General features: G+C 67.5%; 21 protein-coding genes. 12 read left to right on the top strand and 9 right to left on the bottom strand.

Annotated features, from left to right (window positions below):
- Window positions 1-93: 93 nt before the first annotated feature.
- The 5 genes from dnaB to rpsF form a co-directional block, all read right to left on the bottom strand.
- On the bottom strand, window positions 94-1,494 hold the full coding sequence (gene dnaB / locus ACNKW1_RS10980) for a replicative DNA helicase (protein WP_418364615.1): 1,401 nt from the start codon (window positions 1,492-1,494) through the stop codon (window positions 94-96).
- Between the two features lie 120 nt (window positions 1,495-1,614).
- Window positions 1,615-2,064 (bottom strand): 50S ribosomal protein L9, encoded by a 450-nt coding sequence (gene rplI / locus ACNKW1_RS10975; RefSeq protein WP_418364614.1) that lies wholly within the window; start codon window positions 2,062-2,064, stop codon window positions 1,615-1,617.
- A gap of 15 nt (window positions 2,065-2,079) precedes the next feature.
- Window positions 2,080-2,355, bottom strand: coding sequence for a 30S ribosomal protein S18 (gene rpsR / locus ACNKW1_RS10970; RefSeq protein ID WP_002933051.1), 276 nt, complete (start codon window positions 2,353-2,355; stop codon window positions 2,080-2,082).
- Between the two features lie 2 nt (window positions 2,356-2,357).
- The gene (priB, locus tag ACNKW1_RS10965) at window positions 2,358-2,630 is read right to left on the bottom strand and encodes a primosomal replication protein N (protein ID WP_418364613.1); all 273 of its coding nucleotides are present in this window, start codon (window positions 2,628-2,630) and stop codon (window positions 2,358-2,360) included.
- A 43-nt stretch (window positions 2,631-2,673) separates the two neighbouring features.
- Window positions 2,674-3,060: a 30S ribosomal protein S6 gene (rpsF, locus tag ACNKW1_RS10960; protein ID WP_418364612.1), complete on the bottom strand. Its 387-nt coding sequence runs from the start codon at window positions 3,058-3,060 to the stop codon at window positions 2,674-2,676.
- A 260-nt stretch (window positions 3,061-3,320) separates the two neighbouring features.
- Here rpsF and ACNKW1_RS10955 point away from each other — a divergent pair, with 260 nt between their 5' ends.
- Window positions 3,321-3,689 (top strand): hypothetical protein, encoded by a 369-nt coding sequence (locus ACNKW1_RS10955; RefSeq protein WP_418364611.1) that lies wholly within the window; start codon window positions 3,321-3,323, stop codon window positions 3,687-3,689.
- Between the two features lie 100 nt (window positions 3,690-3,789).
- Here the strand turns inward: ACNKW1_RS10955 and hrpA are convergent, their stop codons facing one another.
- On the bottom strand, window positions 3,790-8,082 hold the full coding sequence (gene hrpA, locus ACNKW1_RS10950) for an ATP-dependent RNA helicase HrpA (protein WP_418364610.1): 4,293 nt from the start codon (window positions 8,080-8,082) through the stop codon (window positions 3,790-3,792).
- Between the two features lie 113 nt (window positions 8,083-8,195).
- Between hrpA and ACNKW1_RS10945 the strand changes: the two genes are divergently transcribed.
- The 11 genes from ACNKW1_RS10945 to mgtE all read left to right on the top strand — a co-directional run bounded on the left by ACNKW1_RS10945 (window position 8,196) and on the right by mgtE (window position 18,353).
- On the top strand, window positions 8,196-8,711 hold the full coding sequence (locus ACNKW1_RS10945; RefSeq protein ID WP_418364609.1) for a DUF2478 domain-containing protein: 516 nt from the start codon (window positions 8,196-8,198) through the stop codon (window positions 8,709-8,711).
- Window positions 8,712-8,714: 3 nt separating this feature from the next.
- Complete coding sequence (locus tag ACNKW1_RS10940) at window positions 8,715-8,969, top strand: YkgJ family cysteine cluster protein (RefSeq protein ID WP_418364608.1); 255 nt, start codon at window positions 8,715-8,717, stop codon at window positions 8,967-8,969.
- 104 nt (window positions 8,970-9,073) lie between these two features.
- A complete protein-coding gene (locus tag ACNKW1_RS10935) occupies window positions 9,074-9,898 on the top strand; it encodes an undecaprenyl-diphosphate phosphatase (protein ID WP_418364607.1) in 825 nt (274 codons plus the stop codon).
- Window positions 9,899-9,912: 14 nt separating this feature from the next.
- Complete coding sequence (locus ACNKW1_RS10930) at window positions 9,913-10,485, top strand: YqiA/YcfP family alpha/beta fold hydrolase (RefSeq protein ID WP_418364631.1); 573 nt, start codon at window positions 9,913-9,915, stop codon at window positions 10,483-10,485.
- Between the two features lie 16 nt (window positions 10,486-10,501).
- On the top strand, window positions 10,502-11,401 hold the full coding sequence (locus ACNKW1_RS10925) for a class I SAM-dependent methyltransferase (protein ID WP_418364606.1): 900 nt from the start codon (window positions 10,502-10,504) through the stop codon (window positions 11,399-11,401).
- A 93-nt stretch (window positions 11,402-11,494) separates the two neighbouring features.
- Window positions 11,495-12,373: an EamA family transporter RarD gene (rarD, locus tag ACNKW1_RS10920; RefSeq protein WP_418364630.1), complete on the top strand. Its 879-nt coding sequence runs from the start codon at window positions 11,495-11,497 to the stop codon at window positions 12,371-12,373.
- Between the two features lie 33 nt (window positions 12,374-12,406).
- Window positions 12,407-14,314 carry a ribonuclease catalytic domain-containing protein gene (locus ACNKW1_RS10915; RefSeq protein ID WP_418364605.1) on the top strand — a complete coding sequence of 636 codons (1,908 nt, stop codon included), beginning with the start codon at window positions 12,407-12,409 and terminating at the stop codon, window positions 14,312-14,314.
- A 7-nt stretch (window positions 14,315-14,321) separates the two neighbouring features.
- Complete coding sequence (locus tag ACNKW1_RS10910; RefSeq protein ID WP_418364604.1) at window positions 14,322-15,239, top strand: energy transducer TonB; 918 nt, start codon at window positions 14,322-14,324, stop codon at window positions 15,237-15,239.
- Between the two features lie 10 nt (window positions 15,240-15,249).
- On the top strand, window positions 15,250-16,083 hold the full coding sequence (aroE, locus tag ACNKW1_RS10905) for a shikimate dehydrogenase (RefSeq protein ID WP_418364603.1): 834 nt from the start codon (window positions 15,250-15,252) through the stop codon (window positions 16,081-16,083).
- Between the two features lie 30 nt (window positions 16,084-16,113).
- Window positions 16,114-16,806, top strand: a complete 693-nt coding sequence (gene mtgA / locus ACNKW1_RS10900) for a monofunctional biosynthetic peptidoglycan transglycosylase (protein ID WP_418364602.1) — start codon at window positions 16,114-16,116, stop codon at window positions 16,804-16,806.
- Between the two features lie 104 nt (window positions 16,807-16,910).
- Window positions 16,911-18,353, top strand: coding sequence for a magnesium transporter (mgtE, locus tag ACNKW1_RS10895; RefSeq protein WP_418364601.1), 1,443 nt, complete (start codon window positions 16,911-16,913; stop codon window positions 18,351-18,353).
- A 46-nt stretch (window positions 18,354-18,399) separates the two neighbouring features.
- On the opposite strand, the gene hemL is transcribed toward mgtE, so the two are convergent.
- From hemL to thiD, 3 genes are all read right to left on the bottom strand, one after another.
- Window positions 18,400-19,683: a glutamate-1-semialdehyde 2,1-aminomutase gene (gene hemL / locus ACNKW1_RS10890; protein ID WP_418364600.1), complete on the bottom strand. Its 1,284-nt coding sequence runs from the start codon at window positions 19,681-19,683 to the stop codon at window positions 18,400-18,402.
- A gap of 161 nt (window positions 19,684-19,844) precedes the next feature.
- Window positions 19,845-20,486 carry a thiamine phosphate synthase gene (gene thiE / locus ACNKW1_RS10885; RefSeq protein WP_418364599.1) on the bottom strand — a complete coding sequence of 214 codons (642 nt, stop codon included), beginning with the start codon at window positions 20,484-20,486 and terminating at the stop codon, window positions 19,845-19,847.
- Window positions 20,479-21,315 (bottom strand): bifunctional hydroxymethylpyrimidine kinase/phosphomethylpyrimidine kinase, encoded by an 837-nt coding sequence (thiD, locus tag ACNKW1_RS10880; protein WP_418364598.1) that lies wholly within the window; start codon window positions 21,313-21,315, stop codon window positions 20,479-20,481. The genes thiE and thiD overlap by 8 nt, the downstream gene beginning before the upstream one ends.
- Window positions 21,316-21,320 lie beyond the last annotated feature (5 nt).

Genomic DNA, 21,320 nt, shown 5'->3' with positions numbered 1-21,320 from the left:
AGCAATCTAAAAATTTATGAGCGAATAAGAGAGCCAGCCAACCGAGGGCGGCACATCAAGGCCACGCTCTTAAGCTCCGCTCGCACGGCAGTGTCAGTACATCCCAGGAGCGGCGGCGTAGTTCTCGAAGCGCGTATTCTCGCCGATGAAAGTCAGACGTACCGTCCCGGTCGGACCGTTACGGTGCTTGCCGATGATCAGCTCGGCCGTCCCTTTGTCCGGCGAATCGGGGTTATATACCTCATCGCGATAGATGAACATGATGATGTCGGCATCCTGTTCAATAGCTCCGGATTCGCGCAGATCGGACATCACCGGGCGTTTGTTGGGCCGTTGCTCGAGACTTCTGTTGAGCTGCGAGAGCGCCATGATCGGCACGTTGAGCTCTTTTGCGAGCGACTTCACCGAGCGCGAGATTTCGGAAAGCTCTGATGCGCGGTTGTCACCCTCGCGCGTACCACTCATCAGCTGCAGGTAGTCGATCACGATCAGGCCAAGCTTTCCGCACTGGCGCGCAAGGCGGCGAGCTCGGGCACGCAGGTCGATCGGGTTCAGGCCGGGCGTCTCGTCGATGTAAAGAGGGGCATCGTAGAGCTTTCCCATGGCCATCGTCAGGCGCTGCCAGTCGTCGTCGGTGAGCCGGCCGCTGCGGATCTTCTGCATGTCGATGCGACCGACGGAGGAGATAAAGCGCGTCGCAAGCTGCGTGCCGGGCATTTCCATCGAGAAGATCGCCACCGGCAAGCGTTGCTCGATTGCGATGTGCTCGGCCAGGTTGAGCGCAAAGGTGGTCTTGCCCATTGCGGGCCGGCCGGCAACGATGATCATGTCCGAGGGCTGCAAACCGGAGGTCTTGTCATCCAGATCAACCAAACCGGTCGGCACGCCGGTGACCTCCGAGGGATTGTCCCGATCGTAGAGTTCCTGCACGCGATCGACCACCTGCTTCAGGATAGGCTGGATCGACACAAAACCGCTCGCGTGGCGGGCCCCCGCCTCGGCAATCTCGAACACCTTGGCCTCTGCTTCGTCCAGCAGCGCCTTGGCGTCCTTTCCCGAGGGGCTCAAAGCACTCGCGGCAATCTCGTCCCCGACCGCAACGAGTTTGCGCAGGATCGCGCGCTCGCGGACGATCTCGGCATAGCGGCGAATGTTGGCTGCAGACGGCGTGTTGTTTGCAATCTCGGCCAGATATGCGAGACCGCCAGCCTGCTCCGCCTCGCCATTCTTTTCCAGCGACTCGAACACCGTGACCACATCGGCCGGCCGCCCCTGGTCGATCAGCCGGGTGATGTGGCGATAGATGCGGCGATGGTCGTCGCGATAGAAGTCAGCCTCATTGACCAGATCGGCGATGCGCTCCCACGCCTGATTGTCGAGCAGCACACCACCGATCAGCGACTGTTCGGCCTCAAGCGAATGCGGTGGCAGCTTGATCTGCGCAAGCTGCGGATCGCTCGGAAAATCGGAAAAACGGGAGGGAGCAGAACTCATCTGAAACACCATCTGGGCCGGATCGCCACATTGTAGCGACCGACCGCGCCGCGAACGGCGACCCTGAAAACAAAAAGGGCTGCACATTGCAGCCCTTTCTACATGCTCTCGCGGACGAGATTACTGCTCTGCCACCACCGCGACGGTGATGTTGGCCAGCACGTCGGCGTGCAGCGACACTTCCAACTGGGTCTCGCCAACCTGCTTGAGCGGCCCTTCCGGCATGCGGATGGCGGCACGATCGATGTCGAAACCCTTGGCAGCCAGCGCCTCGGCGACGTCAGCATTGCCGACCGAGCCGAACAGACGGCCGTCCATGCCGGCCTTGCGGGCGACTTCCACACTGACGCCTTCCAGCTTGCCAGCCAGTTCCTGGGCAGCCGCGAGCTTTTCGGCCTGCACGCGCTCAAGTTCGGCACGACGCGCCTCGAACTCGGCCAGGTTGGCCTCGTTCGCGCGCTTTGCCTTGCCCTGCGGGATCAGGTAGTTGCGGGCGTAGCCGTCCTTGACCTTGACGACGTCACCTAGAGCACCGAGGTTCACGACCTTCTCGAGAAGAATGATCTGCATGTTTCCGTTCTCCTCTTACTGGTGCAGGTCGGTGTAGGGCATCAGAGCCAGGAAGCGGGCGCGCTTGACGGCAACCGACAGCTGACGCTGGTAACCCGCCTTGGTACCGGTGATGCGTGCCGGCATGATCTTGGCGTTCTCGGTGATGAAGTCCTTAAGGATATCGACGTCCTTGTAGTCGACTTCTTCGATCTTCTCCGCGGTAAAGCGGCAGAACTTGCGACGCTTGAACAGACCACGACCGCCGCGGTCGTCCTTCTTCTTGAACTTGGATTTGGGCTTGAAGGCCATTTTCAGTTTCCTTCGAGAAATTCGATTGTTGTCAGGTGCAGAACCGGGGTTCGGCTGCGCAGGCTCTTTGCGGCGAGGAATCCGGTGATACGCATTGCGCCTCCCGGAGTTGCCGCAGCCAGCACCGCCGCCAGATCGCCCAGCGCCACTGCCTGAAGCTCTACCGAAACTTCACGGGTCAGACCCGCTTCAACTTGTTTCGATTCGTGCGCCAACATACAACTGGCGACCGGCACTCCGGCAGGGGTTCGACGCAGCGGCAGCACTTCGGCCACGCGCGCATCGAGGCGCAGCTCGTTTAGACCCGGTTCAGGCAACTCAGGCGGCAGCGGCTTCGCTGTCGGCCGGCTTGGCGTCGTCGGAGCCGATATTCATCGAGCGCGACTTCTCTTCCTTCATCATCGGCGAAGGCGTGGTGACAGCCTTCTTCATCTTGATGGTGAGGTGACGAAGCACAGCGTCGTTGAACTTGAAGGCGTGCTCGAGCTCGGCCAGCGTCTCGCCGTCGCACTCGATGTTCATCAGCACGTAGTGGGCCTTGTGCACTTTCTGGATCGGGTATGCCATCTGGCGGCGCCCCCAGTCTTCCAGGCGGTGAACCTGACCGTTGCGGCTGGTCACGATGGACTTGTAGCGATCGACCATCGCCGGAACCTGTTCGGACTGGTCCGGGTGGACGATGAATACGATTTCGTAGTGTCGCATGCAGACTCCTTGCGGTTATTGATGCAGCCCCCCGGCATGCGAATCCGGTGGGGCAAGGGAAAGCCCGGCAGTCTAACAAGTTCTTCTTGAAAATCAAAGCGCCGTCGAGTTCAGCCACGGGGGCGCCCCGACCGGCCCGGCGCCGTCCAAGGCACAAGCCTGCTTACACTCTGCTCACGCCGCTGACGCGCCGGCCGGCCTAGCATCTTTGTCGACGGGGCGCCGCCCTGCCACAAGTCAGAACACGAACGAGGCAGAACATGAAGACCACACTCGGCAGCACGCTGCTTGCCTTACTGATCAGCGCCGGCCTGCTCGGCGCGGCCACCGCAGCCGAAGCACGCGATGACCGTCGCGGCGAGCGCCACGTGCGGCATCACACGCATCACCCCATGCACGGCGACAGGCATTACGACAAACGACCGCCACGCCATGCCGCGCGCGCCAGGGACGATCGCCACGGGTATCGCGAGCGGGTGGTGATACATCACGTGCCGCCGCGCGCCCCACGACACACGGTGATTCACCACCACTATTACCAGCCTGCCTACCGCAGTTACGGCTACAGCAACTCGCCCGCACTGGTGATCGGCGTGGACATCCCGCCCCTGGTAATCCCCCTGCGCTGACGGCTGCAGCCCAGAAGGCCCACAGCCCACCCCGGCGAGACTGCTCTGCCCAAACACGACCGGGGTGAGCGCATCGCCTGCGGGCACGGGCAAGAGGCCTTCAGCGTGGCCGGCTGTCCCAGATCTTCTGCAGGCGCTTGACCGACACCGGCATCGGCGTCCTCAGTTCCTGCGCGTACAGTCCCACGCGCAGTTCCTCCAGCAACCAGCGGAATTCCTCCAGCGCGGGATCCTCGACGCCGGCCCGCCGGCGCGCGAGGCGCTCGCGCTCCCAGATCTGGGCGAGTTGCTTCCATTCGGCCATGAGTTGCGCATCGCGCGTCGGATTGTTGCGGAGTTTGTCGAGCCGCACCGAGGCACCCTTGAGGTAGCGCGGGAAGTGCGCCAGCTTGTCCCACGCGAAGGCGACGAGGAAATCCTTCGGCAGCAGCGCACCGAGCTGCCCCTGGAGGTCGGCCACCACCTCAGGGAAGGTCTTCAAGCCGGACAGCCGCTTCTGCAGTGCCGCATGCTCGATCAGCAGTTGGCCAGCCAGGCGCATGAACTCCTGCGCGACCAGGCTCACCCGCGACTTGGCCTCGGCGCAGCGCTTCGCGAACGCATCGGCGCCGGTCGGCAATGGCTCGAGCAGGCAGCAGCGGTTCAGCGTCGCCTCGACCAGACACGCCTTCAGCTCGGCCTCGGTGCCGAAGCTCATGTACTGCAGCGCGAGCTCGCGCAGGCCGGGCAGGCGCTCGACCGCGCGCACCTGGTCCTTGAGGTTGAGCGCGAACAGGCGCGCGAGGCCGCGGCGGTGCACCCGCGTCGCCTCCTCGGGCGTGTCGTAAGGGCGTAGCGAAACGCTGTCGCCATCGTCGTGCAGCGCCGGGAAGCCGATCACCTCGCGGCCGGCGACGCGCACCTCGAGCAGCTCGGGCAGGGCGCCGAAGGTCCAGGCGGTGAAGCCGGACAGCGCCTGCGCCGGCATCTCGGCCGCTGCGGCGCCGCGCCCCGGGGCGTCGCCCGCCGCCTTGCCACTCCCCTTGCGCCCGGGCTGAGCAGCACCCGCGCCACGCCCCGTCCCGCTCGCGACCTCGGCGCGCCCCCCCCCCCCGACACCCGCCGCCGACAGCGCGCCCGCAAGCGCGCCGCCGATCTTCGCAGCCGAGAAGCGCGCCGCCACCTGCTCGCGGAAGCGTGCGCGCAACTCCATCAGGTTGCGCGACTGACCCATCACTCTGCCGTGCTCGTCGACCACGCGGAAGTTCATGAAGCAATGCGGCTTGAGGTTCTCCGCACGGAAGCTCTCCAGCGGCAGCTTCAACTGCACGCGCTCCTCGACGAAGCGCTGCAGCATCTTCAGCAGCGGCTCGTCAGTGTCGAACTCGCCGCCCTCGAACGCCGCCATGAACGCCGCCGCGCTCTCGGCCACCGGCTGCAGACGGTGGCGGTGCTTCTGTGGCACGGTCTTCATCAGCGCCGCGACCTTCTCCTCCAGCAGCCCCGGCACCATCCACTCGCAACGATTGGCGGGGATCTGGTTGAGCATGGCCAGCGGCACCGCGAGCGTCACGCCATCGTCGGCCTCGCCGGGCTGGTGCAGGTAGGTGAACTTCAGCTTCTGCCCCAGCACCTCCAGCGCGGGCGGGAAGCGGTCGGTGGTGACACCCTCGGCCTCGTGGCGCATCAACTGCTCGCGCGACAGGTGCAGCAGCTTCGGCTCGGTCTTCTCCGCCGGCTTGCGCCAGACCTCCAGGCCGGCGACGTCACACACGTCCGCGGGGAGCTTGCTGTCGTAGAAGGCCTCGATCAGCACCTCGTCCACCAGCACGTCAGGGCGGCGCGATTTGTGCTCGAGGCGCTCGATCTCCGCCACCAGGCGCTGGTTGTGGGCGAGGAAGGCCATCGCGCGTGCCGGCCCCTCGGCGATCTCGCCCTGCACCAGGCCCTCGCGGATGAAGAGCTCGCGGCACAGCGCGGGGTCAATGTCGCGGTAGGCCACGCCGCGGCGCGGGTAGATCACCAGCCCATACAGCGTCCCGCGCTCCCAGGCGCGCACCGCACCGGAAGACTTCGACCAGTGCGGCTCGAACACCTGACGCTTGATCAGGTGGCCGCCGACCTCCTCCACCCACTCCGGCTCGATGCGCGCAATGCAGCGCCCAAACAGGCGCGAGGTCTCGACCTGCTCCGCGGCCATGATCCACTTGCCGGCCTTCTTCGCCAGCGACGAGCCAGGATGCGGCCAGAACTTGATGCCACGCGCGCCGAGGTAAGAACCGGCCTGCGGGCCCTTGCTTGCGTGCTCTCCATCGTCCGCCTTGCAGCCGATGTTGCCGAGCAGGCCAGCGAGCAGCGCCTTGTGGATCGCCTCGTAGTTCGCCGGCTGCGCGTTCTCCTTCCAGCCGTGCTCGGCGCACAGCGTATGCAGCTGGCTGAACACGTCGCGCCACTCGCGCATGCGCATGTAGTTGAGGAAGTGTTTCTTGCACCAGGCTTTCTGCTTGCTGGACGACTCATGGCGTTGCACCTCGTCCCAGGCCTTCCACAGGTGCCAGTACCACAGGAACTCGGACTTCTGGTCCTGCTCGCCGCCGCGGAACTTCGCGTGCGCCTGGTCGGCCGCGCCCGGGCTGTCCTGCGGCCGCTCGCGCGGGTCCTGCACCGACAGCGCGGCGGCGATCACCAGCAGTTCGGCGAGCGCGCCGCGGTCGCGCGCGGCGAGGATCATGCGGCCGATGCGCGGGTCGAGCGGCAGCTTCGCCAGTTCAATGCCGGTCGGCGTCAGCCTGCGCTCGTCGTCGTCAGTGACGGCGCCGAGCTCGGCGAGCAGCGCGTAGCCATCGCCGATCAGGCGCGAACCGGGCGCGTCGATGAAGGGGAAGTCCTCCACCGCGCCCAGCTTCAGGGCCTTCATGCGCAGGATCACGCCGGCGAGCGACGAGCGCAGGATCTCGGGGTCGGTGTGCGGCTGACGACGGTTGAAGTCGTCCTCGTCGTAGAGGCGGATGCAGATGCCGTCCATGACCCGACCGCAACGCCCGGCGCGCTGTTGCGCGGCCGACTGGGCGATCTTCTCGACCTGCAGCTGCTCGACCTTGTTGCGCGGCGAGTAGCGCTTGATGCGCGCCAGCCCCGTGTCGACCACGTAGCGGATGCCGGGCACGGTCAGCGAGGTCTCGGCGACGTTGGTCGAAAGCACCACCCGGCGCCCGTTGGAGGCCGAGAACACGCGTGCCTGCTCCTGCGCCGACTGGCGCGCGAACAGCGGCAGGATCTCGGTGCCGGGGAGGTGATGGGCCTTCCTCAGCGCCTCGGCGGCCTCGCGGATCTCGCGCTCGCCGGGCAGGAAGACCAGCACGTCGCCCGGGCCGCAGCGCTGCGCCTCGTCAACCGCTTCGACCAGCGCGTCCATGAGATCGCGGCTCCTGTCCCTGCCACCCGCCCTGGATTTGTCGCCCTCCTTCCCGCCTTTCGCGGCCGCGCGCGCCGCGGCCGCCGGGTCGATGTCCTCGCTCTCCACCGGCCGGTAGCGCATCTCGATCGGATACAGGCGGCCGGAGACCTCGATCACCGGCGCCGGCTTGCCCGCGGCGTCGGCGAAATGCTTCGCGAAGCGATCGGCATCGAGCGTCGCCGAGGTCACCACCACCTTCAGGTCTGGCCGGCGCGGCAGCAGGGTCTTGAGGTAGCCGAGCAGGAAGTCGATGTTGAGGCTGCGCTCGTGCGCCTCGTCGATGATCAGGGTGTCGTAGGCGGCGAGCAGCGGGTCGGTCTGGGTCTCGGCGAGCAGGATGCCGTCGGTCATCAGCTTGACGTGGCTACGCTCGCTGGTCTTGTCGGTGAAGCGAATCTTGTAGCCGACGACCTCGCCGAGCGCGCTCTTCAACTCCTGCGCGATGCGGCTCGCGGTGGCGCGCGCGGCCAGCCGGCGCGGCTGGGTGTGGCCGATGAGGCCGGCGACGCCGCGCCCGAGCGTCATCGCGATCTTGGGCAGCTGGGTGGTCTTGCCCGAGCCGGTCTCGCCGCAGACGATGATGACCTGGTGGGCGGCGAGCGCGGCGGCGATCTCGTCGCGCCGCGCCGATACCGGCAGCTCGGGCGGGAAGTCCGGGACGGGCAGCGCCGCGCGACGAGCGAGCAGCGCGGCGCGCGAGCGGGCAAGGAGCGCATCGAAGTCTGCCTGCAGGCGAGCCCCTCGCGCCTCCATCCGACTCCGCCCATGCATCACCTCGTCCCTGGCCGACCGGCTCTCCGGCGTAGCTTCTGCACCGCTGCGCGTTGGGGACGCGGGTTGCGCGACACGTGCCAGATCGCGCGCCATGCGGCGCAGGCGCGGGCGATCGACGCTCAGGCAGTCGTCAAAAATCGGCAATTCGGTCGGACGGCGCGCGCCCTTGTGTTCAGCCCTCATGGATCCACTTCGGGTTCTTCAGGCCGCGCATTATCTCCTGCATCTTCGCCATGTTGGCGTTGCAGTGCGACAATGGCGCCCATTGCCGAACGCCCCGCCCGCAGAGTCCGACCATGCCCGCCCACGCCATCGCTGCCGTCGTCTATAAGCCCACCGACAACATCGAGACCCTGCTGGCCCACGCAGCGCGTGCCCTCGCCAAGCGTGGCGTCCGCCTCGGCGGCGTGCTCCAGCACGACATCGCCACCGTGATCGAGGACCCCTGCGCGATGCAGCTCGAGAACCTCGAGACCGGCGAGAGCATCCCGCTGTCGCAGGAACTCGGCCGCGGCTCGATCTCCTGTCGGGTCGACCCGGACGCGCTCGCACGCGGCTCGATGGCAGTGCGCGGCGCGCTCGCGCGTGGTGTCGATCTAGTGATCATCAACAAGTTCGGCGCCCAGGAGGTGGCCGGCGCCGGCCTGCGCGACGAGATGGCCGAGACCGTCGTCGCCGGCGTGCCGCTGCTCACCGCGGTGGGAGAGCGCTTCCTCGCAGAGTGGAAGGAATTCACCGGCGGCGATGGCATGCTGCTCGACCCCACGCTCGACGCCATCCTGGCCTGGTGGTCCGCGCCACATGCGGGCTGAGCCATGCACTGCCGCCCCGGCTGCGCCGCCTGCTGCATCGCCCCCTCGATCTCCTCGCCGATCCCGGGCATGCCGCTGGGCAAGCCGGCCGGCGTACGCTGCATCCAGCTCGACGACCTGGAGCGCTGCAGGATTTTCGACGACCCGCGCCGGCCGGCGGTGTGCGCAAGCCTGCAGCCGTCGGCGGAGATGTGCGGCAACGAACGGAAACACGCGCTGCGCTACCTCGCCCGGCTCGAAGCACTGACCGCGTCCTGACCGTACCCTGAGCGTGACCTGCGCACCCACCCGGCATCGTCCCCGTGGCGCAACATGCCGGGGGCTATAATCCCGCCTCCCTCCGCTTCCCGCTCCCGCGCCGCATGGACCTCTCCCTCCTCCTCGTCGCACTCGTCCTCGGCATCGTCGAAGGCCTGACCGAATTCCTGCCGGTCTCCTCGACCGGCCACCTGATCATTCTGGGCGATCTGCTCGGCTACAACGACGACACCAGCAAGGTGTTCAAGATCGTCATCCAGCTCGCTGCCATCCTGGCGGTGTGCTGGGACTACCGCGAGCGCCTGATCAAGGTCGCCACCGGACTGCCCACGGAGCGCAGCGCGCAGCGCTTCGTGTGGATGCTGTTCATCGGCTTCCTGCCTGCGGCCGTGCTCGGGCTGATGTTCCACTCCACGATCAAGGGTCTGCTGTTCAACCCGATCACGGTGGCGACCGCGCTGGTGGTCGGCGGCCTGATCATCCTCTACGTCGAAAAGCGTGCTTATCACCCGCGCATCAACGAGGTCGACGAGATGCGCTGGACCGACGCGCTCAAGGTCGGCTTCGCGCAGGCGCTGGCGATGATTCCAGGCACCTCGCGCTCGGGCGCCACCATCATGGGCGGACTGATCTTCGGCCTGTCGCGCAAGACGGCGGCGGAGTTCTCCTTCTTCCTGGCGATCCCGACCATGTTCGCCGCAACCGCCTACGACCTGTACAAGAATTGGGCACTGCTGCGGATTGAAGACCTGCCGGTGTTCGCGGTCGGCTTCGTCGCCTCCTTCGTCGCCGCAATGTGGGCGGTGAAGAGCTTCATCCAGTTCATCTCCAACCACACCTTCATCGTCTTCGCCTGGTACCGTATCGCCTTCGGTCTCTTCGTGCTCGCGACCTGGTACTTCGGCTGGGTCGAATGGTCCGAGCCTTGATCGAGGCACGCACGATGATCATCTACCTGCACGGCTTCCGCTCCGCGCCCGCGTCGATCAAGGCGCAGGCGCTCAAGGCCCGCATGGAGGCACGTGGCCTCGCCGACCACTTCTGGTGCGAGCAACTGCCAGTGTCGCCGCGCGCCGCGATCGCACTCGCCGAAAGCGCAATCGCCCGCGCGCGCGCCGCCGGGATCGAGCCAGCCGTGGTCGGCAGCTCCCTCGGCGGCTACTACGCCACCTGGCTCGCACAGCAACACGCGCTGCGCGCGGTGCTGGTAAACCCCGCAGTCGTCGCGCCGCTGTCGCTCGAAGCCTTCGTCGGCACACAGACCAACCTGTATACCGGCGAATCCTTCGCGTTCACCCGCACGCACATCGACGAATTGCGCGCCTTCGAAGTCCCCGCAATCACCCACCCCGAGCGCTACTGGCTGCTGGTCGAGACCGGCGACGAAGTGCTCGACTACCGTCACGCAGTGGAGAAATACGCCGATGTACGGCAAACCGTGCTCGAGGGAGGCGATCACGGCTTCTCGCGCTGGGGCGAATTCCTCGACGACGTGATCGACTTCACCTGCCCCTGACGCGACAATATCCACGATGAACGCGCACGATCCTTCCCGCAGCACGCCGGCCGCAGGCGCCACCGCCACTTCCGGCTTCGATCCGCGCCGCTTCAAGGCCATGGAGCGTGCTGGATTCAACCGCATTGCCGCGCGCTACGCGGAAGGCGCTCATCTGCGCGCCGACCTCGCTGCCGCGCTGCTGGATGCCGCGGCCCTCGCGCCAGGGCTGCGCGTGCTCGACCTGGCCAGCGGGCCGGGCCTGCTCGCACGCGATGCAGGCTTGCGCGTCGCGCCCGGCGGTGTCGTGCTCGCCACAGACATCGCGGAAGGCATGCTGGCCGAGGGTGCACGCCGCTGCGGCGAGCACGCAGATGCGCCGTGCTTCGCCGCCGCCGACGCCGAACACCTGTGTCTGGCCGACGCCAGCATGGACCGGGTACTCGCTGGCCTCGCGCTGTTCATCTTTCCCCACCCGGAGCGCGCCCTGGCAGAGATGCGCCGCGTGCTCGTCCCAGGCGGCCGGATCGCACTGTCGGTGTGGGGCCCGCGCGAGACGGTGCCGCTGATCCACCGCGCGCAGGACACCATCGCCCGCCTGCTGCCCCCGCCCAAAGTCGCACGCCCCTCGGTATTCCGTTACGGCGAGGCCGGCGTGCTGGAGCAGGCACTTGAGACGGCCGGCTTCGTCGACATTGAACTTCGTCCCTGCGAATTCAGCTGCCACTTCGAGCATGCCGAAGCCTATTGGCAGGCCTTCCTCGACCTCGCGGGCGGAGCGGCCGAAGCGCTCGGGCGGCTGCCACAGGCCATGCAGGACGCGCTGCAGGCGGCGGTCGCGGATGAGCTTGCGGGCCACTGCTGCGACGACGGTCGCGGCGGCTACCTGCTGCCAGCGCGCACGCTGATCGCCACTGCGCGCCGTCCGAAAGCCTGAGGCGCCCCCCACCCATCGAACGCTGCAGCGCCCCAGGTGACCGCTTCTACCGCCCCCTCGCCCGGCAGCGCCGATTCGCATGCGCGCAACGGCATGCGCGCCGCGCTGGCGGCCTTCTGCATCTGGGGGTTGGCGCCGCTGTATTTCCGCGCCATCGGAACGGTCCCACCCTTCGAGATCGTCGCGCACCGGGTGCTGTGGTCGGCGATTCTCCTCGCCGGGCTGATCGCGCTGCTGCCCTTCACCGGAGGCTTCGCGCGCGTGCGCGGCGTGCTCGTGCAGCCGCGCCTCCTCGGCCTGCTCGCGTTCACCGCCCTCCTCACCGGCAGCAACTGGCTGGTCTTCATCTGGGCCATCGATGCCGGAAGGCTGCTCGAAGCCAGCCTCGGCTACTTCATCAACCCACTCGTCAGCGTGGCCCTGGGCGCGCTCTTCCTCCGCGAGCGGCTGCGCCCGCTGCAGGCCGCTGCGGTCGCCATAGCGTGCGCAGGCGTGGGATGGCGGGTGTGGCAGCTGGGCAGCCTGCCCTGGATCGCGCTCTTTCTCGCCGGGACCTTCGGCCTTTACGGTCTGCTGCGCAAGCGCGCCCCGGTCGAGGCCGCCAGCGGGCTCTTCATCGAAACCCTGCTCGTCGCACCGCTCGCGCTCGCGTGGCTGGTCTGGGTCGGGCAGCAGGGCGGCCTCAGCTTCGGCAGCGGCGCCCGCACCGACTGGCTGCTGCCGCTCACGGGCGTCATCACCGCGGTCCCGCTGATGCTGTTCGCAGTGGGTGCGCGCCGGCTGCCCCTGGCCACGGTAGGCTTCCTCCAATACCTCGCGCCCAGCCTCAACTTCCTGGTTGCGGTGCTCGTGTTCCGCGAGCCGCTCGACGCCACCCAGTTGGTGGGCTTCGCGCTGATCTGGTGCGCGCTCGCGGTGTATTCCTTCGATCTACTGCGTGCCGCACGCCGGCCTGCGCCCCGAATCCAGTAAACTAGCGCGCTTGAATTCTTCAGGCAGATGCCGATGTTCGTGCTGTATGAAGAGGACGGTGCATTCAAGGCCGGCACCATCCTCGCTGATAACGAAGCCACCCTGCAGGTCGAAAACACGCACGGCAAGCGGGTCAAGCTCAAACGCGCCAACGTGCTGCTCGAGTTCCGCGAGCCGGCGCCGGCCGAGTTGCTCACGCGCGCCGACACGGACGCCGAGGCGCTCGACGTCGAATTCCTGTGGGAGGTGTGCGGCGACGACGAGTTCGCGTTTGCCGACTTCGCTGCCGAATACCAAGGACGTACACCAAGCGCGGTGGAGTCGGCAGCGGTGCTGCTGCGCCTGCATTCGGCCCCGATCTGGTTCCATCGCAAGGGCAAGGGGCGCTTCCGCAAAGCGCCCGCCGACATCCTGCAGGCCGCACTGGCCGGGCTGGAGAAGAAGCGCCAGCAGGCCGCAGCGATCGAGCACATGCGCGCCGAGCTCGTCGCCGGCCGCCTGCCGCCCGAGCTCGCCGCACTGCTGCCGCAAGCCCTCTACCGCCCCGACCGCAACCGCCCCGAGATCAAGGCCCTGGAAGCCGCCTGCGTCGACAGCGGGCTGTCGGCCGCACGCCTGTTGCTCGGCTGCGGTGCGCTCGCGTCCAGCCACGACTTCCACTACAACCGCTTCCTGTTCGAGCACTTCCCCGAGGGTACGGCCTTCCCCGTCGTCGAGCCGGCCGCGCTGCCACAGGCCTTGCCGCGCGCGGAGGTCGCCGCATTCTCGATCGACGACGCCTCCACCACCGAGATTGATGACGCCTTCTCGGTGACGCCACGCGCCGAAGGCGGCTGGCGCATCGGCATTCACATCGCGGCACCGGCGCTGGGCTTTGCGCGCGGCTCGGGGCTGGACGCGGTCGCCCGCCGGCGCCTGTCCACCGTGTATATGCCTGGCAGCAAGATCACCATGCTGCCGGACGAGGTGGTGCAGACCTTCACCCTCGCCGAAGGCCGTGACTGCCCGGCGGTATCGCTATACCTCGACGTTACCCCGGGGCTGGCCATCGTCGGCGAGGAAAGCCGGGTCGAGGCCGTGCCGATCGTCGCCAACCTGCGCCACCACGACATCGAGCCCGTGTTCAACGACGAGACGGTGCATGCTGGCTTGCCCGACTTCCAGTGGAAGCAGGAGCTGTCCCTGCTGTGGGACCTAGCCACCGTGCTCGAGGCCGGACGCGGCAAGGCCGGCGGCAACGAGGACCGCATTGATTTCGGCTTCAGCGTGGACTGGAACGTAGACACCGCCGACGGCCCCGGCCATGTGAGCATCAGCCGGCGCCTGCGCGGCTCGCCGATGGACAAGCTGGTGGCCGAGCTGATGATCTACGCCAACATGACCTGGGGCAAGCTGCTCGACGCCTCGGGCATCCCCGGCCTGTACCGCGCCCAAGGTGGCGGCAAGGTGCGCATGACCACGGTCGCCGCGCCGCACGAAGGCCTGGGGGTCGATTGCTACGCCTGGTCGAGCTCGCCGCTACGCCGCTATGTGGATCTGGTGAACCAGTGGCAGATCATCTCGGTGCTGCAGGGCACACCGCCCGCATTCGCCCCCAAGTCGGCCGAGTTGATGGCCGCGATGCGCGACTTCGAGCTCACCTACGCCGAATACGCGGAATTTCAGCGCGGCATGGAACGCTACTGGTGCCTGCGCTGGCTGCGCCAGCACGGCCGCGGCGAGGTCGAGGCCACCGTGCTGCGCGAGAACGTGGTGCGCCTGACCGAGATCCCGCTCGTGTTCCGCATGCCCTCGCTGCCGCTGCAGATTCCCGGCAGCCGGGTCAAGCTCTTCATCGAGCGCACCGACCTGCTCGACGTCGAGGTCGAGGCGCGCTTCGTGCAGACGCTCGCCGAACCCGACCCGGAAGCCGAGACCGAAACCGGCTTCGGTTTCCTTTGAACCCGTGATGAACGCGAAGCGGCCCGCCCCCGCCCTCGCTCCGGTTTCTGCAACCGCCCGGCAGTTGCGGAACTTCGGCGGGCCGCTGTTGCTGGCAGCCTTCGCGATCTCGGCAGTGGTGCATGGTCTGCTTCTGCTGATCCAGTTCCGCATGCCGGAAAGCAAGCCGACGAGAGACAAGGGGCTGGAGGTGGTGCTGGTCAACACCCGCCACGCCAAGGCACCGGACCAAGCGGACGTGCTGGCGCAGGCGAACGTGGACGGCGGCGGCAACACCGAGCAGGACGCCCGCCCCTCAACGCCCCTGCCGCCGCAGCCCGAGCGCCAGGACGGCGATGCGCTGGTCGATGCACGGCGCCGGGCACCCGAGCCGGTGCGCGAGCAAAAGCAGGTGATCACCCGCGACAAGGCGCCGGCCGCGATCGCTGCCGCACCGAAGAAAGCCGAGCAACCCCCGCCCCGCCCCGAACCACAACCTCAGCTCAGTGGCCTGGATCTGCTCGACAGCGCCGCCGCGGTCGCACGCCTCGAAGCCCAGATCGACCGCGACCTCCAAGAGCTGGCCAAGCGTCCGCGCAGGAAGTTCATCGGCGCGCGCGCCAAGGAATACCGCTTTGCCCAGTACGTCGAGGACTGGCGTCAGAAGGTCGAACGGGTCGGCACGCTGAACTACCCCGAGGCAGCGCGCGGCAGGCTCTACGGCAGCCTGCTGCTGTCGGTTTCGATTCGCGCCGATGGCACGGTGGACAAGGTCTCGGTGCAGCGCAGTTCCGGGCACACGCTGCTCGACGAGGCCGCGGTGCGCATCGTCAGAATGGCCGCGCCCTACGCCCCCTTCCCCCCCGACATCCGCAAGGAATTCGACATCATCGAGATCACGCGCACCTGGACCTTCACCAACACCGACCAGGTACGCGCAAACTGAGCCCGAGCCCATGGACCGTTACGCCGTCATCGGCAACCCCATCGCCCATAGCAAATCGCCACAGATCCACACCGCCTTCGCCCGCCAGACCGGCCAGGCACTCCAGTACGAGGCCCTGCTCGCACCGCTGGATGGCTTTACCCGGACGGTCGAGGATTTTCGCGCCGCGGGCGGGCGCGGCGCGAACGTGACCGTTCCCTTCAAACTCGAGGCCTTCGCACTATCAACGCGGCGCACCCCACGTGCGCGGGCCGCCGGTGCGGTCAACACCCTCGCCTTCGACGGTGACGAGGTGCTGGGCGACAACACCGACGGCGCTGGTCTGGTGCGCGACCTCCTCATCAACCTCGGCCACACCGTCGCCGGCCGCCGCGTACTGCTGCTCGGCGCGGGCGGCGCGACCCGCGGCGCGATCCTGCCCCTGCTGCACGCCGGCCCGGCCGAGCTACGCATTGCCAATCGCAGCGCGGACAAGGCCGAGGCACTCGCCGCAGACTTCGCCGCTGAAGCGGGAAAGGCCAGACTCGAAGGCGGAAGCTTCGCCGCGCTCGCGGATAGAAAGTTCGATCTCGTCATCAACGCCACCTCGGCAAGCCTCGCGGGTGAACGCCTGCCGCTGCCGCGGGGCCTCTACGCTGAAGGCGCCCTCGCCTACGACATGATGTACGGCCGCAGCCACACACCCTTCATGTGTGCTGCGCTTGCCGACGGCGCGGCACGCGTGGCCGACGGGCTGGGCATGCTGGTCGAGCAGGCCGCGGAGAGCTTCGCGCTGTGGCGCGGCGTTCGGCCGGACACGGCGCCGGTGCGCGCAGCACTGCGCCGGCAGATCGATGCCGGCTGACGCGGGCGGCACAGACCCACGGTGAGCGGCATGCAAGGCCTCCTGCGCGGGGCTGTCCGCGGCCTGGCCATCGCCCTGCTGCTTCTGCTGTTCTGGCAGGCGGTGCTGCTCACCCAGATCGTGTGGTGGAGCCGTTTCGACCCCGGCAGCACCAGCTTCATGCGCCAACGCCTGGCCGAACTGCGCAAGACCGACCCCAAGGCCGAACTGCGCCAGCGCTGGGTCGCCTACGAGAACATCTCGGTGCACCTCAAGCGTGCCGTCGTGGCCGCAGAGGACGACCGTTTCCTGGACCACCGCGGCTTCGACTGGGAGGGCATCCAGCGCGCGCTCGAGCGCAATGCCGAACGTGGCCGCCTCGCAGCGGGTGGCTCCACGATCAGCCAGCAGCTGGCGAAGAACCTATTCCTGTCCTCCTCCCGCTCCTGGCTGCGCAAGGGGCAGGAGGCAGTGCTCACGTTGATGATCGAGACGACCTGGGAGAAGCGGCGAATCCTCGAGGTGTACCTGAACGTGGCGGAGTGGGGAAACGGGGTGTTCGGCGCCGAAGCCGCTGCGCGCCACTACTATGGCCGTCCCGCCTCCAGCCTGGGCCCGGCCGAAGCCGCCCGACTCGCGGTGATGCTGCCGAACCCGCGCCGCTACGAAAACGAGTTCGGCCCCCGCCTTGCGGCGCATGCGGCACGGGTGCAGCGGCGAATGAGCCATTCGCAGGTGCCCTGAGCCGGCAGACGGTTTTTTTTCGCACTGCAACAGAATCGGGGTCGCGACGCGCTGCACGAGCCCGTAGAATTCGCGCATCGCGCTCGACACACGCCATTCCAGCGATGACCGAATCCGAAGAACTCCACCCCGACGACGTCCAGCACCACCTGAAAGAGGTGCAGGATCTGCTCGCCCGCCAGAGGGTGGTGGAGGATCTCGTCCATCGACAGGACATGCCGCGCCACGCGCTGGTCGAAACCCTCGTGCACAAGCAGCACGAGGCCAGCCTGCGCGCGAAGCTCGACAGCCTGCACCCGGCGGACATCGCCTACATCCTGGAGTCCTTGCCGCGCGAGGAACGCCTCTACGTCTGGGATCTGGTCAAGGCCGAACGCGATGGCGAGATCCTGCTCGAGGTTTCGGACGCAGTGCGCGAGTCGCTGATCGAGACCATGGATCCGCAGGAGCTCAAGGCGGCGGCCGAATCGCTCGACGCCGACGAGCTCGCCGACCTGGCGCCGGATCTGCCGCCCGAGGTCATCGAAGACGTATTTCAGTCGCTCGACACCGAGGGGCGCGAGCAGCTACGCGCCGCGATGTCCTACCCGGAGGACTCGGTCGGCGCGCTGATGGACTTCGACATGGTGACGGTGCGCGACGACGTCACCCTGGAAGTGGTGTTGCGCTATCTGCGCCGCTTCGATGAGCTACCCGACCACACCGACAAGCTCTTCGTGGTCGACCGCGAGGACCATTTGGAAGGCATCCTGACCCTGGAGACGCTGCTGATCAGCGACCCGGAGAAGACCGTAGCCGAAGTGATGCGTTCGGAAACGGTGATCAGCTTCACCCCCGACGACGAGGCCGACGACGCGGCGCAGGCCTTCGAACGATACGACCTGGTCTCGGCGCCGGTGGTCGACAACGACAAGCGCGTGATCGGCCGGCTGACCGTGGCCGACGTGGTCGACTTCATCCGCGAGGAATCCGAAGCGGAAATCCTGTCCCAGGCCGGTCTACGCGAGGAGGAGGACATCTTCGCCTCTGTTTGGAGCTCGGTGAAGAACCGCTGGGCCTGGCTGGCGATCAACCTGGTCACCGCTTTCGTGGCCTCGCGGGTGATCGGGCTGTTCGAGGACTCGATCGAGAAGCTGGTGGCATTGGCTGCGCTGATGCCGATCGTCGCCGGTATCGGCGGCAACTCGGGCAACCAGACGGTGACGATGATCGTGCGTGCAATCGCAATGGGGCAGGTGGAGCAATCGGCGATGACGCGGCTGCTGCGCAAGGAGCTGGGCGTGGCGCTGATCAACGGCATCGTCTGGGGTAGCCTGCTCGGCGTGCTGGCGTGGTGGCTGTACGGCAACGTGGAGCTCGGGATGGTGATGACGGGGGCGATGACGCTGAACCTGCTGCTCGCGGCCTGCGCCGGCGTGCTGATCCCGATGCTGCGTCAGCGTCTCGGCGCCGACCCGGCACTCGGCGGCTCGGTGATGATCACCGCGCTCACCGATTCCGGTGGCTTCTTCATTTTCCTGGGACTGGCAACGCTGTTCCTGCTTTGATGGGCCAGGCACGCGCTAACGGCATGCCGCTCGGGATCGTGCCCCCTCAGCCCAGCTTCGCAAACACCTCGCGCGCCACCGCCACCGTCGCGTCGATTTCCGCCTCGCCGTGCGCGGCCGACACGAAGCCGGCCTCGAAGGCCGAGGGCGCGAAGTAGTGGCCGGCGTCCAACATGGCATGGAAGAAGCGGTTGAAACCCTCCTTGTCCGAGGCCATCACGTCTGAAAACGAGGCCGGCACCTTGTCGGCGAAATAGACGCCGAACATGCCACCAACCGAATCCGCACTGAAGGTGACACCCGCATCCTGCGCCGCGGCGGACAACCCGCTCACCAGACGCCGGGCACCTGCAGCCAGGCCTTCGTAGAACCCCGGCTCACGCGTCAGCTTCAGCGACACCATACCCGCCGCCACCGCCACCGGGCTGCCCGACAGCGTGCCGGCCTGGTACACCGCGCCCAGCGGGGCGATCTTCTCCATGATGTCGCGGCGGCCGCCGAAGGCACCCACCGGCATGCCGCCACCGATCACCTTGCCCAGCGTGGTCAGGTCGGGCGTGATGCCGTACAGCCCGGCTACGCCCTGGGGGCCGACACGGAAGCCCGTCATCACCTCGTCGAAGATCAGCACCGCGCCGTATTCGGTGCAGATGCGGCGCAGGCCTTCGAGGAAACCGGGCGCAGGCTTGATCAGGTTCATGTTGCCGGCCACCGGCTCGACGATGATCGCGGCGATCTCGTTGCCGCGGGCCTTGAACACGTCCTCGACCTGCTGCAGGTCGTTGTAGTCGAGCACGATGGTGTGCTTGGCGAAATCGGCAGGCACGCCGCCCGAGGACGGGTTGCCGAAGGTCAGCAGGCCGGAGCCGGCCTTGACCAGCAGGCTGTCGGCGTGGCCGTGGTAGCAGCCCTCGAACTTGACGATCGCGTCACGGCCGGTAAAGCCGCGAGCGAGGCGGATTGCGCTCATGGTCGCCTCGGTGCCGGAGCTGACCAGGCGCACCATCTCCACCGACGGCAAAAGCGAACAGATCAGCTCGGCCATCTCGACCTCGCTCTCGGTGGGCGCGCCGAAGGACAGGCCCTTCAGCGCGGCCTCGCGCACCGCCTCGACGATGGCCGGGTGGGCGTGGCCGGCGATGGCCGGGCCCCAGGAGCCGACGTAGTCGATGTATTCCTTGCCGTCTGCATCCCACACCCGGGCGCCTTCGGCGCGCGCGAGGAAGCGCGGCGTGCCGCCCACCGAGCGGAAGGCGCGCACCGGCGAATTGACGCCGCCCGGAATGGTCTGCTGGGCGCGCTGGAAGAGGGTCTCGTTACGGCTGGTCATGGCGTTTCGTTCCTGTGCTGCATGCGAAAGGCAGCATTGTCGCGCCACTGACTGGGCCGGTCCACCGCACAGGTCAAGAATCGCCTCCGCTCCGGGGCTTGGGCCGGCACCCGGCGCACACGCGCCCCCCTGTGCAACCAGGGCCGGGGCCCTTCCACCGTTCAGAACAAGCTGCGATACGCGGCGGCCCGCGCCGCGGGATCCCCCGCCCCGAACAGGTCGCCCACCACCGCAAGCAGATCGGCACCCGCTGCCAGGACCTGCCCCGCGTTGGCAAGGGTGATGCCACCGATGGCCGCCACCGGCAGGCCAAGTTCCCGCTTCGCGCGCGTGATCATTGCGAAGGGCGCAGGTGGTGCGTTCGGCTTGGTCATCGACGGAAACATCGCACCGAAGGCGATGTAGTCGGCGCCGATCTCGGCGCCCTCGGTCGCACGCGACCAGTCGGAATAACAGGTCAGACCAAGAATACGCTGCGTGCCAAGCGCCTTGCGCGCCTGCCCAGGCGAGCCATCGTCGCGACCGAGATGGGCGCCGTCCGCACCGACCTCGAGCGCCAGCGCCAGGTCGTCGTTGATGATGAAGGGCACCGCGGCCGTGCGACACAGGCGCTGCAGCGCGCAGGCCTGCTCCCTGCGCAAGGCTGCACTGGCGGTCTTGTTGCGATACTGCAGCAGGGCCGGCCGCCCCGCCAGCACCGCTTCGGCGAGCGCCAGCAGGCGGACGGTATCGGTCACGTCCGGGGTGACCGCATAGAGCCCGCGAAGCACCTGGCCGACTGGGCTGCGCAGCGCTTCAGACATCTTCCGCGCCTTTGCCCCGCGCCCAGAAGAAGCGGTCCGGAAGCGCACGCCCCATGCCGGGACGGTACGCGTGTCGCAGCGTCTGCTGGGTGAACTCCTGTGCCTCACGCACCGCCTCGGGCAGATCCATGCCGTGCGCCATCGCGGCAACCACCGCCGCGGCCAGCGTGCTGCCGGCGCCAAGGAAGCTGCCCTGCAGCCGTGGCCAGGCATCGGTGCGAATCACCCCCTCATGGCCGAACAGGGTGTCGAGCACCTGCGGCCCGTGCTCGCTGCCGCCGGTGAGGAGGACGTACTCGACCCCTCCACCAAGCACGCGCGCGAGCGCTTCATCCACATCGGGAGCATTTTCACTCCCCTCCCCTTCATCGTCGGCAGCGCTTTCGTGCGGCAACGCATCGACGCCGGCAAGACGGCACAGGGCGTGACGATCCGCCACCAGCAGGGTCGTCTGGGGCAGGATCAGGTCCGACAGCGCCGCAACGATCTCCTCGCCCGGCTCGCCCATCTGCATCGCAGCCTGCAGTCCGGGCTCGACGACCAGCGGCACTTCGGGGTAGTCGGACAGAATCTCCGCGATCACCGCCACGTTCTCGACGCTGCCGCAGAAGCCGAGCTTGAATGCGGCCACCGGCACATCCTCGAGCACAGTGCGCGCCTGCATCACCAGTAACTCGGGCTCGGTCGGCCACACCTCTTCAACGCCGCGCGTATCGCGCACCAGCGCCGCGGTATGCACCGGCAAGGGGTGACAGCCCATGCTCGACAAGGTCAGCATGTCGGCGGCAAGGCCGCTGCCGCCGGTCGGATCTCCTGCGGACAGGCACATCACGC

It is taken from the genome of Thauera sp. WH-2 (assembly GCF_048321015.1).
Lineage (GTDB): Bacteria > Pseudomonadota > Gammaproteobacteria > Burkholderiales > Rhodocyclaceae > Thauera.
The sequence above is the reverse complement of the archived record's forward strand: the minus strand, read 5'-3'. Positions and strand labels throughout refer to the sequence as shown.